Here is an 11809-nt window from a genome sequence, read left to right as displayed (position 1 = left end):
CGGCCAGACCATCACCACCACCTCCCCGGGCGTGACCCTGGTCTCCGGCCCGGCCAACAACCGCCGCGACACCGAGTTCGCCGTCGTCCGCGCCGGCGTGAACTACAAGTTCGGCTCGTACTAAGACCGGCATCGCCGCGGCTTCGGCCGCGGCCTTCCACCTTCGAAGCCCGGCCGCACGGCCGGGCTTTTTGTTTTCATCCCTCCGCGCGCGCACGAAGATTTTGAAAGACGCCCCTGACAAAGCGTCGCCGCGTTCCCATGTCCTGCGCAAGCCGAGCGGTGCGCCGCCGGTTGTGCGCTCGATCCGAGGAGGTTCCGATGAACAGCGAGGAACGCGATATCATCTCCGGTATCTTCCAGCGTCTGCAGCAGGCCCAGAGCCAGCCGCGCGACGCCGATGCCGAGCGGTTCATCGCCGAGAAGATCCGCGCGCAGCCTTATGCGCCCTACGCGATGGCCCAGCTGATCTACGTGCAGGAAGAGGCGATCAAGAGCCTCAACCAGCAGCTCGAAGAGGCGAAGCGCCAGTCGGCGTCCTCGCAATCCGCGGGCGGCGGTGGTGGCTTCCTGTCGAGCATCTTCGGTGGTGGCGGCTCGCAGCGCCCGCCGGAGCCGCAGCAGCGTCCCGGCGGCGCCTGGGGCGGCCAGCAGCCCGGTTACGCGCCTCAGCAGGGCTACCCGCAGCAAGGCGGTTACCCGCCCCAGCAGGGTGGGTATCCTCAGCAGGGCGGTCCGTGGGCCGGTCAGCAGGGTGCCCCGGCCCGTGGTGGCGGCTTCCTCGCCACCGCACTGCCGATGGCGGCAGGCGCGGCGGGCGGCATGTTGCTCGGTAGCGCCCTCTCCAACGCCTTCGCGGGCGGTCACTCGTCGCTGGGCAGCGCCGCTTCGGCGGGGCTCGGCGGCGGCGGTGAGACCGTCGTGAACAACTACTACGGCGACAGCGCCGGCAATTCCGACCTCGGCTCCGCCCTCGGCGGCGACGGCGGCTTCCAGGATGCCGGGTGGAGCGACCAGGGCGGCGGCGATTTCGGCGGCGACCTGGGCGGTGGCGACGACAGCGATTGGACCTGATCGCCTCGCCTCGATGACCTGAAACGAAAAGGGCCCGGCTGTTTCCAGCCGGGCCCTTTTTCATGCGCGTGGATCGATCAGAGCACCTCGACCCGCGTGCCCACCGGGACGCGTCCGTAAAGATCGATCACGTCCTCGTTCATCATGCGGATGCAACCGGAGGACACGTTGCGACCGATCGTGTGCGGCTCGTTCGTGCCGTGGATCCGGTAGAGGGACGAGCCGAGATACAGCGCGCGCGCGCCGAGCGGGTTCGCCGGGCCGCCCGCCATGTGGCGCGGTAGATCGGGCCGCCGGGCCAGCATCTCGGCCGGGGGAATCCAATCCGGCCACTCGGCCTTGCGGCTCACGGTTTTCAGGCCGCTCCACGAGAAGCCCGGCCGCCCGACGCCGATGCCGTAGCGGATCGCCCGGTGCCCCGGTTGCACGAGGAAGAGGTGCTTGGAGGCCGTGTCGACCACGATGGTGCCGGGCCGCTGGGGGCCGTCGAAGGCGACCTCCTGACGGAGGTAGCTCGGGTCCATTTCGCGCTGAACGCGGTATTCCTGCTGCTGCACGTAGGTCTCGACGGGAGCCGACGGCTCGAAGGCGGTGATCGGCGCTGCGAAAGGCATCGTCGAGGGCTCGCCGTAGGGCGGCACACGGTCGTCGTGCGAGAGCGAAGCCTGCCGACGCGGGGCCAAGCCGGGCTGCGGCCATGTCGGCCGGGTGCGGGAATCGGCACGGCCGGTCACGAGATACTCGATCAGGCCGCCGCCATAGCCGCCCGTCGAGGATGCCTCGGCGTAACGGGCCTGCTGAGCCGAAGCCGGCCCGCACATTACGGACGCCAGCAGCAAGCCGGCAACCGCCATTCCCCTTTCAGACCTCATCGCAGCCACTCCGCAGCGGACCTCTTCCGTCCTGTGCGGGAAACATCGACCGCGATCCTGCGAATTCGCGTCAATGATTATGGTAAACCGCTTACTTCGGCGTCCTATTCCACGAGCGGAAGATTTTAGCGTGAATCAACCGCTAATTGCTTCGCTTCAGACGCTATTCAGTATTGGGCGACCGTGCCCCGGGGAACTCAGGCCGACCGTTAGGGTTCTGAGGTCCTTGGTCACGGTCCGCTAAGGGTTTTCCGTCAAATCTGCACCATTCGAGCAAGCGCAGGCCGTCAGCCGACCGATGAAGACCAAACGCTACCGTATCGAGCAGAGCCTGGGCATCGAAACTCCGGCGGCCATCGAGTTGCCCGAGACTGGCCGCACGGATGAGATCCTCGCAGCCATCGGCGATCTGAAGCGCATCATGCAGATGAGCGCCAGCGAGACCGTGGAGGCTTGTCGCAAGGAGCTGAACGACGCTCTCGCCATGCGCGGCGAACTCGACGCGATGAAGGACGCCATCGTCCGCACGAAGGCCGACCTCGCCGCGCTTCACCGCTCCGACGCAACCGGCAAGGGCATGCGCCGCGCCGCCGACGAGCTCGATGCGGTCGTCGAATCCACCGAGCGCGCCACATCGACGCTGCTCACCGTGGTCGAGGATGTCGAGAGCCGCGCCTCGGTGCTGCGCTCGCTCCAGTTGTCGGCCGATGCGCGCCCCCATGTGGACGCGATCCTCGAACAGGTGATTCAGGCCTACGAGGCCTGCAACTTCCAGGATCTGACCGGTCAGCGCATCAGCAAGATCGTCCAGGTCATGAAGTTCATCGAGGAGCATCTCGACCGCGTGATCGCGGCTTGGTCCGCCCTCGACAGCTTCCGCGATCTCGTGGCCTCCGAAGCCGCGCCGGAGGATCTCGGCGACGCCAGCCTGCTCAACGGGCCGAAGCTGCCCGACGATCCGGGCCACGTCGATCAGTCGGATATCGACGCTCTGTTCGATTGATCGTCAACTCCGCGATGCACGGGCGCCGGAAAGCGCCTACATTCGCGGGATGAGCCGCAGAGCCCTCAACGACCTGCCACCGGACACCTTCGACGACGGCCGCGCGGCCGAGATGGAAGATGCCGACGAGTCGGAGGTCTCCCTTACGGCCGATCCCTCTCCCGAGATCGACTTCGATCTCGAACCGGGGGCGGTGCAGGCGGGGACGGAGGTCATCCGTCGCTTCTGGTCGACCCTGCCGCCCTCACCGGGCGTGTACCGGATGTTCGACCACAAGGGCGACGTCCTCTATGTCGGCAAGGCGAAGAACCTGAAGGCGCGCGTCGGCTCCTATGCGCGGGGCCAGGCGCATTCGAACCGCATTGCGCGGATGATCTCGCAGACGGCGGCGATGGAGTTCGTCACCACCGCCACCGAAACCGAGGCGCTGCTTCTCGAAGCCAACCTGATCAAGCAGTTGAAGCCCCGCTTCAACGTGCTGATGCGGGACGACAAGTCCTTCCCCTACATCCTCGTCACGGATGACGGGCCCGCGCCGCAGATCGTGAAGCATCGCGGCGCGCGGCGGCGGAAGGGGAATTACTATGGCCCCTTCGCCAGCGTCTGGGCGGTGAACCGCACCGTGAATGCTCTGCAGCGGGCCTTCCTCCTGCGCACCTGCACCGACAGCTATTACGAGAACCGCACGCGGCCCTGCCTGCTGTTCCAGATCAAGCGGTGCTCGGGTCCCTGCACCGGGGAGATCAGCACGGAGGATTACGCCGCGATGGCGGATTCCGCCCGCGCCTTCCTGGCCGGCAAGTCGAATGCCGTGAAGGACCGGATGCGGACGGAGATGCAGGAGGCTTCCGAAGCGCTGGAATTCGAGCGGGCCGCCCGGTTTCGAGACCGCATCGCCGCCCTGTCCGCCATCCAGGGCGTGCAAGGCGTCAACACGCAGGGCGTGGAAGAAGCCGATGTGTTCGCGCTGGACGAGCAGGCCGGGCAGTTCTGCATCGAGGTGTTCTTCTTCCGCAACTTCCAGAACTGGGGCAACCGCGCCTACTTCCCGAAAGCCGACCGCAGCATGACGGCGGACGAGGTGCTGGGCTCGTTCATCGGCCAGTTCTACGACGATAAGCCTGCACCCCGCGTCGTACTGACGAGCCACGTGGTGGAGGATGCCGAGCTGGTGGGCGCCGCTCTGTCGAGCCGGGTCGATTACCGGGTCGAGATCCACAAGCCGATGCGCGGCGAGCGCAAGAACCTCGTGGATTACGCCCAGCGCAACGCCAAGGAGGCCTTGGCCCGTCGGCTCGCGGATACGGCCTCCCAGGGCAAGCTGCTGGCCGCCCTTGGGCAGGCGCTGGGAATGGAGAAGCCGCCGCGCCGGGTCGAGGTCTACGACAACTCCCACATCATGGGCACGAACGCGGTCGGCGGAATGATCGTCGCCGGGCCGACCGGGTTCATGAAGCAGTACTACCGCACCTTCAACATCAAGTCGGAGGAGCTGACCCCCGGCGACGATTTCGGGATGATGCGCGAGGTGCTTCAGCGCCGCTTCAAGCGGCTGGTGAAGGAGGCGCCCCGCAACGCCCCCGAAGCTGCAATGGCCGAGGCCGAGGGCGGCGCCCCCGAACCGGCCCCCATGCCGGAGGACTCCGATGCCGATGCATTCCCCGCTTGGCCCGACCTCGTGCTGATCGACGGCGGCAAGGGTCAATTGGAAGCCGCGCGTACCGCCATCGCGGCCATCGGCGTCGAGGATGTGCCCCTGGTCGGCATCGCCAAGGGTCGCGACCGCGATGCCGGACGCGAGACGTTTTTCGTGCCGGGCAAGCCGCCCTTCAAACTGCCGCCGCGTGATCCGACGCTCTATTTCATTCAACGCCTGCGCGACGAAGCACACCGTTTCGCCATCGGCACGCATCGGGCGAAACGGAAGCGTGAGATGATCAAGAACCCGCTGGATGAGATTGCCGGGGTCGGACCCTCTCGAAAGCGCGCGCTGCTCCACCATTTCGGAACGGTGAAAGCGATCGAACGCGCCGCATACGAGGATCTGGCCAAGACGCCGGGCGTGAATGCGGCGACGGCCCGCGCCGTCTACGACTTCTTTCATGCCGGCGCCTGATCCAGAGCGCGAGAATGGAGCCGAGCCGTTGACGGGATTGCCGCGCTCTGATTTCACCCCCCCTATGAACGCCGTCCTGCCCCGGCGACGCTCACCGGCCTGGAACCTGGCGAACTGCCTGACCTATGGGCGGCTCGTCGCTGTGCCGGTGATGGTCGCGCTCCTGTTCTACCCGGACTCGACCACCGCCCGCTCCGTGGCCTTCGTCGTGTTCGTCGTCGCCGCCGTGACCGATTACCTCGACGGTTACGTGGCGCGGACCTACCAACAGAGCTCGGCACTGGGCCGGATGCTCGACCCGATCGCCGACAAGCTGCTGGTGGCCGCTTGTCTCCTGATGCTCGCCGCCGACCACACGATCACCGGCCCCTCGGTCTGGGCAGCGGTCGTCATCCTGTGCCGTGAGGTGCTGGTTTCGGGATTGCGCGAATACCTCGCGGAGTTGAAGGTCGGCGTGCCGGTCAGCCGGATCGCCAAATGGAAGACGACGGTGCAGTTGATCGCCCTGGGCTTCCTCGTGGCTGGACCGGCGGGCGAGAGCATCCTGCCGGGCACGCAGGCCATCGGCCTCGCCCTCCTGTGGCTTGCCGCCGCCCTCACCATTTGGACCGGGTGGGACTACATGCGGGCGGGCATCCGTCACGTCATCAACGATCCGCGATAGAATTGGGATGAAGCTCGTCTATTTCGCCTGGGTCCGCGAGCGGATTGGCCGGGCCGAGGAAACCCTCGATCCCCCGCCGGACGTCGTTACCGTGGCCGATCTCGCCCGGTGGCTGGCGGGACGAGGCGAGGAATACGCCCACGCCTTCGAGAACCCGGGTATCGTGCGCGCGGCGATCGACCGCGTTCACGCCAAGCCCGATGCGCCCATTGCCGGGGCTGGCGAGATCGCGTTCTTTCCGCCGATGACCGGTGGCTAGTGCGGGCGCACGCTCACCCCGTTCGTGCGTCCCTGCCCTAGCTTTTTGTTCTTGCATCGATTTCTTAGGCGTAGCTGACGCCTCCGTCTGGATCGATGCACCAGGGCTAGCGTGCCCGAAATGAAAGAGTGATCGCAGATGTCGAACGATGCGCGGATCGTCGAGACGCTGTCGGGCGTCACCACCGCCACGATCACCACGATTCTCTTGAAGAAGGGCCTGCGCAACGTCTGGATGCGCGGTACCCGGCCCTTGCGGCCGGACCAGCCGCGACTCGTTGGCCGTGCCTTCACCTTGCGCTTCGTTCCCGCGCGAGAGGACCTCGCCACACCCGAATCGTGGTCGTCCCCCACCTCCACCCGTGCCGCCATCGAGGCGATGCCGGAGGGATGCATCGCCGTGGTCGATGCCATGGGTGTGACCGATGCGGGCATCTTCGGTGACATCCTCTGCGCGCGCATGGCGAAGAAGGGCGTCGCGGGCCTCGTGTCCGATGGCGTGGTGCGGGACCTGTCGGGCGTGCTGGGCACCGGCCTGCCGGTCTGGTGCCAGGGCGCGGCCGCACCGCCCTCCGTCGCCGGCCTGACCTTCGTCGGCTGGCAGCAGCCCATCGCCTGCGGCGGCGTCGCAGTCTTCTCCGATGATGTCGTGGTCGCCGATGCGGATGGCGCCGTGCTGATCCCCGCGGCCCTGATCGACACGGTCCTCGAACTCGCCCCCGAGCAGGAGCGGTTCGAAGGCTGGATCATGGACGAGGTCGGGCGCGGCGCAGCCTTGCCTGGACTCTATCCGCCGAACGCCGAGAACAAGGCCCGCTACGAGGCCTCGAAAAAGTAAAGCTATCGAAGCTCGTCGAGCAATGCGCCGAGCTTCTCGCGCTCCCGCTCCGGCCGGAACAGGGGCTCCCTCTCCGCGCAGGCCGCAGTGAGACGGCCGAGAAAGGCGGGCTCGTCCTCGGCGTGGGCGAGCAGCCGGGCCAGGGCGTTCGTATCGCTCGGCGGGAAGTAGCCCGGATAATCCGGGCCCAGAAGCCCGACCGAACCGTCGATCCGCGAGGCCAGGACCGGCAGACCGGATACGACCGCCTCAGAGATGACATTCGCACCGCCCTCCATGAGCGAGGACAGCACCATCAATCGGGCACGGGCCATGTGCCGCCGGACCCGCGACGAGGGACAATCGCCAAGCCAGACGTAACGCGGATTCTCCTGCATCTCGGTGCGGGCGGTCTCGGCCCAGGCGGGCTCGTGCGCCCCACCGAGATGCACCACGCGGATCCGCGAATCCTGCCTGAGGTGGCGCGCCGCGCGTGCCGTGCGGAACGGGTCCTTTTCGGGCCGCAAATGCCCGACGACGAGCACTTCGAAGATGTCGGGATCGGGCGCCTCGCGATTGGCTCGTCCCCGTGCTGATTGGTGGATCACCCGCAACTTGGGGCGGAATCGCTCGGGCAGGGCTCGCGCAACCTCATCGTGGAGACCGACCAGCCGGTCCGCGAGATCGAGGCTGCGCAGGGTCGCCTCCGGTTCGCTCGCGAGAAAGTGGTAAAGGTCGGTGCCGGTCAGCACGACCACGACCGGCCGGTTGGGATAGGCCGCACGGAATTTCGCCACGGCTCCGGCGCTCCGCCAGGCATGGAGCGCGATCAGCGCGTCCGCGTCCAAGGTGGACGGTGGGTTGATCAGGGCTTCATGCCCGAGATCGCCGAGGAACCCGGCCCACCGCGTCGCCGTGGCGCGGTTGCCGGTGCGGCGTGTGGCGGCAATGGGTGTGGCGATGGCGATGCGCATGTCAGACCGCAGCTTGCGCGGAGGTACGGCGATGGACGGGATACGGACAGCGACGGGATCCGACCTGATGGCCGCGCTGAAGGATGCCCGCGCGCGGACCCTCGAACTGATCGATGGCCTCGATGATGAGGCCCTGATGGGACCCCGCCTGTCGATCGTGAACCCACTGCTCTGGGAGATCGGGCATCTCGCGTGGTTTCATGAGCACTTCATTCTGCGTGGGCTCGACGGGCGCCCTCCCCTGAGGGCGGATGCGGACGCCCTGTATGATTCGGCCGCCGTGCCCCACGCAACGCGCTGGGACCTGCCTTTGCCCAGTTTGGCCGAGACGCTCGGCTACATGGACAGCGTCCAATCGGCCCTCGCCGACCGGATCGACGGGCGGGAGCCGGAGCCGCACGAGGCTTATCTCTACCGCTTGGTCGGTTTGCACGAGGACATGCACGCCGAGGCCTTCACCTACACCCGGCAGACCCTCGGCCAGCCTCGCCCCACCTTCGCGGCAGCCCTCACCGGCGAGGCGGAAGCCGGTCCGCTCCCAGGAGATGTGGAGGTCGGCGGCGGCCTCTTGCGGCTCGGAGCCGAGCGGGAAGCGGCCCACTTCGTCTTCGACAACGAGAAATGGGCGCATCCCGTAGACATCGCGCCGTTCCGCATCGCGAGGGCGCCGGTCACCAACGCGGAGTTCGCCGCCTTCGTCGAGGATGGCGGATACCGCGAACGGCGCCATTGGGATGAGACGGGACAGGCGTGGCTCGCGGAAAGCGGCGCTGAGCATCCGCTCTACTGGCGCCGCGACGGCAATAGCTGGATGGTCCGCGAGTTCGATGCCGATGCGCCGCTGAAGCCGCATCGTCCGGTAATTCACGTGAATTGGCACGAGGCACGGGCCTGGTGCCGCTGGGCGGGGCGCCGCCTTCCGAGCGAGGCGGAATGGGAGGCAGCGGCGATCGGAGCGCGCGAGCCGGAAGGCGGCCTCGCGACGACGAAACGCACCTACCCCTGGGGCGAGGCTGCGCCTGACCGGATCCTGGCCAATCTCGATGGTCTGCGGCTCGGCACGGTGGATGTCTCCGCCCATCCGGAGGGAGACAGCCCTTGGGGGTGCCGCCAGATGATCGGCAATGTCTGGGAATGGACGGAGAGCCCGTTCCTCCCCTACCCCGGCTTCGCGCCGGACGCTTACGCCGACTATTCCGAGCCGTCTTTCGGCTCGCGGAAAGTGCTGCGGGGCGGGGCCTGGGCGACCCGCGCCCGCATGGTGACGGGGATGTACCGCAACTTCTTCAGCCCGGAGCGCCGCGATGTGCTCGCCGGTTTCCGGACCGTAGCCGTCTAAAGTGCTTATCGCAGAAGCTGAAGGATGCCCTGCTGAGCCTGGTTGGCGAGCGACAGGGCGGAGATGCCCAGCGACTGACGGGTCGAGAGGGCCTGAGAGTTCGCCGCCTCGGCGTTGAGGTCGGCGTTCGTCAGGTTCGCGGAGCCCGTGTCGAGCACGTTGACCAAGTTCTTGGTGAAGTCCTGGCGATTCTGCACCACCGACAGATTCGATCCGAAGGTCGAGGAATCGGTACGAAGCTGGTTGGACGCCTTGGTCAGGCCGGTCAGCGTGTTGTTGATGTCGGTGTTCAGCAGGAAGCTGCCCTGGCCATAGAGGCCGCCGGTCCCCGCCGACGTGGTGGTGATCGCCTGGAGGCCGAGGCCGTTCGAGGTCTCATCCGTGGACTGGACGATCAGGCTTGAATTGCCCTTCGGGTTGAAGTTGATCGTCAGGTTGTTGTTCGTGCCCTTGCCCGCGATCAGGTTCACACCGTTGTAGCTGGCGTCGGACGCAAGCTGGTCGATCTGCGTCAGCAGGCTGTTGTACTGGCTCGCAAGGGCGGCCCGGCCCGCGACGCCGTTGACGATGAGGTCGGAGCTCTGCGGAGCCGCGACCGTGGAGCCGTAGCTCGCGCCCGTACCGGAGCCGGCGCTGAAGCCGAGCTTGGTCTGATCGCCCGAGGTCGCGAACTCGATATCCGCGCTCGCGTTCATGACGATCTTCGTGCCCGTCGTGTCCTTCGAGAAGCTGCCGGGGCCGACCACGCTGTTCAGGGCCAGGACCGCCTGATCGATGGTCGCGCTTGTCGGCAGCACCGCCGAGGTCGAGGTGCCGTTCACGAACAGGTTGATGGTCGTGGTGGCGGTCGTGTTCGGGGTGGTGAAGGCCGTCGAAGCCGAGCCGGTGGTGGTGATCTGCGTGGCGAGGGCTTGGTTCGCCACCGACTTCGCCTGATCCACGAGTTTCTGGATCGAGGTGATGCCCTGGTTGGCGGCCTGGATCGTCTGGATCCCGTTGGAGATACCGTCGAGCAGGCTCGCCAGGTCGCCCGAGCGCTGATTCAGCGACTGCGAGGTAAAGAACGTGACCGGATTGTCGAGGGCGGAGGAGACCTTCTTACCCGTCGACAAGCGGCCCTGCGTGGTCGCCTGGATGGCTGCGGTGTCCTGCAGCGAGAGGAGGTTCTGGCGGGTCGCTGCGGTGAGGGTAATGTCGGACGACATGGGCGTGATTCCGATAGATGGATACGCGAGCTATCCACGCGTTATCCCAATCAGATCACGAACATGCTTTCCGAAGCGTTAAGCAGCTTTTCCGACGTTCTTCTTAGAAAAAGATGCTGCGCGGCAAATGGCACAAAAGAAAACGGCCGGCGCAAAGCGCCGGCCGCATCTATGGTAGTTTTCCGGTCCCGGCGCTTCGATTAGCGGAGGAGCTGGAGGATACCCTGCTGAGCCTGGTTGGCGAGCGACAGGGCGGAGATGCCCAGCGACTGGCGGGTCGAGAGAGCCTGGGAGTTCGCCGCCTCAGCGTTGAGGTCGGCGTTCGTCAGGTTCGCGGAGCCCGTGTCGAGCACGTTGATCAGGTTCTTGGTGAAGTCCTGACGGTTCTGCACGACCGACAGGGCCGAGCCGAAGGTCGAGGAGTCGGACCGGAGCTGGTTCGACGCCGTGGTCAGGTTGTTCAGGGTGGTGTTGATGTCCTTGTTGAGCAGGAAGTTGCCCTGACCCACCGTGCCGGCGGCGGAGCTGCCGGTGATGGCCTTCAGGCCGAGACCGTTCGAAGTCTCATCGGTCGCGGTGACCGTGAGGTTCGAGTTGCCCTTGGCGTTGAAGTTGATCGTCAGGTTGTTGTTGGTGCCCTTACCGCCGATCAGGTTCGTGCCGTTGAAGCTCGCGTCGCCAGCCAGCTGATCGATCTGGGTCAGCAGGCTGTTGTACTGCGTCGCGAGGGCGGAACGAGCGGACACGCCCGAGACCGTGAGATCCGAGCTCTGCGCCACGGCGGTGGTGGCGCCGTAGGCCGTGGTCGAGCCCGAACCGGCGGCGAAGCCGAGGTTCGTCTGGTCGGTGGTGGTGTTGAACTCGACGTCCGAGCTCGCGTTCATCACGATCTTGGTGCCGGTCGAGTCCTTCGAGAAGCTACCCGCGCCGACCGCCGTGTTGAGGGCCGTGATGGCCTGATCGATCGTGGCGCTGGTCGGGATGGTGGCCGAGGTCGAGGTGCCGTTCACGAACAGATTGATGGTCGTGGCGGCCGTCGTGTTGGCGCTGAACGCCGTCGAGGCCGTGCCCGTGGTGGTGATCTGGGTCGAGATCGCCTGGTTGGCGACGGACTTGGCCTGATCCACCAGCTTCTGGATGGAGGTGATGCCCTGGTTGGCCGCCTGGATCGCCTGCACGCCGTTGGAGATGCCGTCGAGGAGGCTCGACAGATCGCCCGACCGCTGGTCGAGGGCCTGCGAGGTGAAGAAGGTGACCGGGTTGTCGAGGGCCGAGGAGACCTTCTTGCCGGTGGCAAGGCGGTTCTGGGTGGTGGCCGTCAGAGACGCCGTATCCTGCAGCGACAGCAGGTTCTGACGGGTAGCAGCGGTGAGAGTAACGCCGTTCGACATGACGTCGTATCCATTCTGGTTGATGCGCCTCCGTTTTGGAGACGGCCATCATTTCGAACCAGCCGACTTACTACTGTCTTAAAACGGACATTTGCT

At 66.4% G+C, this 11809-nt stretch carries 11 protein-coding genes and 1 pseudogene; 8 read left to right on the top strand and 4 right to left on the bottom strand.

Annotated elements, in window-relative coordinates; genetic code table 11:
* Both J4O73_RS20475 and J4O73_RS20470 read left to right on the top strand, forming a co-directional pair.
* Positions 1 to 124 (top strand): annotated as a pseudogene (locus J4O73_RS20475) (porin family protein); the annotation flags it as partial.
* A gap of 197 nt (positions 125 to 321) precedes the next feature.
* Positions 322 to 1074, top strand: coding sequence for a DUF2076 domain-containing protein (locus J4O73_RS20470; RefSeq protein WP_426220366.1), 753 nt, complete (start codon positions 322 to 324; stop codon positions 1072 to 1074).
* Between the two features lie 77 nt (positions 1075 to 1151).
* On the opposite strand, the gene J4O73_RS20465 is transcribed toward J4O73_RS20470, so the two are convergent.
* The gene (locus tag J4O73_RS20465) at positions 1152 to 1928 is read right to left on the bottom strand and encodes a L,D-transpeptidase (protein ID WP_426220364.1); all 777 of its coding nucleotides are present in this window, start codon (positions 1926 to 1928) and stop codon (positions 1152 to 1154) included.
* A gap of 316 nt (positions 1929 to 2244) precedes the next feature.
* On the opposite strand from J4O73_RS20465, the gene J4O73_RS20460 reads away from it, so the two are divergent.
* From J4O73_RS20460 to J4O73_RS20440, 5 genes are all read left to right on the top strand, one after another.
* Positions 2245 to 2949, top strand: coding sequence for a protein phosphatase CheZ (locus J4O73_RS20460; RefSeq protein ID WP_426220362.1), 705 nt, complete (start codon positions 2245 to 2247; stop codon positions 2947 to 2949).
* Positions 2950 to 2998: 49 nt separating this feature from the next.
* The gene (gene uvrC / locus J4O73_RS20455) at positions 2999 to 5065 is read left to right on the top strand and encodes an excinuclease ABC subunit UvrC (RefSeq protein WP_426220360.1); all 2067 of its coding nucleotides are present in this window, start codon (positions 2999 to 3001) and stop codon (positions 5063 to 5065) included.
* 64 nt (positions 5066 to 5129) lie between these two features.
* Positions 5130 to 5729 (top strand): CDP-diacylglycerol--glycerol-3-phosphate 3-phosphatidyltransferase, encoded by a 600-nt coding sequence (gene pgsA / locus J4O73_RS20450; RefSeq protein WP_426220359.1) that lies wholly within the window; start codon positions 5130 to 5132, stop codon positions 5727 to 5729.
* A 7-nt stretch (positions 5730 to 5736) separates the two neighbouring features.
* Positions 5737 to 5988, top strand: a complete 252-nt coding sequence (gene moaD / locus J4O73_RS20445; protein WP_426220358.1) for a molybdopterin converting factor subunit 1 — start codon at positions 5737 to 5739, stop codon at positions 5986 to 5988.
* Positions 5989 to 6126: 138 nt separating this feature from the next.
* Positions 6127 to 6825: a ribonuclease activity regulator RraA gene (locus J4O73_RS20440; RefSeq protein ID WP_426220357.1), complete on the top strand. Its 699-nt coding sequence runs from the start codon at positions 6127 to 6129 to the stop codon at positions 6823 to 6825.
* A 2-nt stretch (positions 6826 to 6827) separates the two neighbouring features.
* Here J4O73_RS20440 and senB read toward each other — a convergent pair whose 3' ends face one another.
* Positions 6828 to 7778: a selenoneine biosynthesis selenosugar synthase SenB gene (gene senB, locus J4O73_RS20435; protein ID WP_426220355.1), complete on the bottom strand. Its 951-nt coding sequence runs from the start codon at positions 7776 to 7778 to the stop codon at positions 6828 to 6830.
* On the opposite strand from senB, the gene senA reads away from it, so the two are divergent.
* A complete protein-coding gene (gene senA / locus J4O73_RS20430) occupies positions 7753 to 9117 on the top strand; it encodes a selenoneine synthase SenA (RefSeq protein ID WP_426220353.1) in 1365 nt (454 codons plus the stop codon). The genes senB and senA overlap by 26 nt on opposite strands.
* A gap of 5 nt (positions 9118 to 9122) precedes the next feature.
* Here the strand turns inward: senA and J4O73_RS20425 are convergent, their stop codons facing one another.
* Positions 9123 to 10322 (bottom strand): flagellin, encoded by a 1200-nt coding sequence (locus J4O73_RS20425; RefSeq protein ID WP_426220351.1) that lies wholly within the window; start codon positions 10320 to 10322, stop codon positions 9123 to 9125.
* 200 nt (positions 10323 to 10522) lie between these two features.
* A complete protein-coding gene (locus tag J4O73_RS20420; protein WP_426220349.1) occupies positions 10523 to 11713 on the bottom strand; it encodes a flagellin in 1191 nt (396 codons plus the stop codon).
* Positions 11714 to 11809: the final 96 nt, after the last annotated feature.

The sequence above is a fragment of the Methylobacterium sp. NFXW15 genome, from assembly GCF_049887755.1.
In the GTDB taxonomy this organism is placed as follows: Bacteria; Pseudomonadota; Alphaproteobacteria; order Rhizobiales; family Beijerinckiaceae; genus Methylobacterium.
The sequence above is the reverse complement of the archived record's forward strand: the minus strand, read 5'-3'. Positions and strand labels throughout refer to the sequence as shown.

Excerpts from the sequence above, each read along its gene's own strand:
- J4O73_RS20470 (WP_426220366.1), top strand. The coding sequence starts at position 322 with ATGAACAGCGAGGAACGCGATATCATCTCCGGTATCTTCCAGCGTCTG.
- J4O73_RS20465 (WP_426220364.1), bottom strand. The coding sequence starts at position 1,928 with ATGGCGGTTGCCGGCTTGCTGCTGGCGTCCGTAATGTGCGGGCCGGCT.
- J4O73_RS20460 (WP_426220362.1), top strand. The coding sequence starts at position 2,245 with ATGAAGACCAAACGCTACCGTATCGAGCAGAGCCTGGGCATCGAAACT.
- uvrC (WP_426220360.1), top strand. The coding sequence starts at position 2,999 with ATGAGCCGCAGAGCCCTCAACGACCTGCCACCGGACACCTTCGACGAC.
- pgsA (WP_426220359.1), top strand. The coding sequence starts at position 5,130 with ATGAACGCCGTCCTGCCCCGGCGACGCTCACCGGCCTGGAACCTGGCG.
- moaD (WP_426220358.1), top strand. The coding sequence starts at position 5,737 with ATGAAGCTCGTCTATTTCGCCTGGGTCCGCGAGCGGATTGGCCGGGCC.
- J4O73_RS20440 (WP_426220357.1), top strand. The coding sequence starts at position 6,127 with ATGTCGAACGATGCGCGGATCGTCGAGACGCTGTCGGGCGTCACCACC.
- senA (WP_426220353.1), top strand. The coding sequence starts at position 7,753 with ATGGGTGTGGCGATGGCGATGCGCATGTCAGACCGCAGCTTGCGCGGA.
- senB (WP_426220355.1), bottom strand. The coding sequence starts at position 7,778 with ATGCGCATCGCCATCGCCACACCCATTGCCGCCACACGCCGCACCGGC.
- J4O73_RS20425 (WP_426220351.1), bottom strand. The coding sequence starts at position 10,322 with ATGTCGTCCGACATTACCCTCACCGCAGCGACCCGCCAGAACCTCCTC.
- J4O73_RS20420 (WP_426220349.1), bottom strand. The coding sequence starts at position 11,713 with ATGTCGAACGGCGTTACTCTCACCGCTGCTACCCGTCAGAACCTGCTG.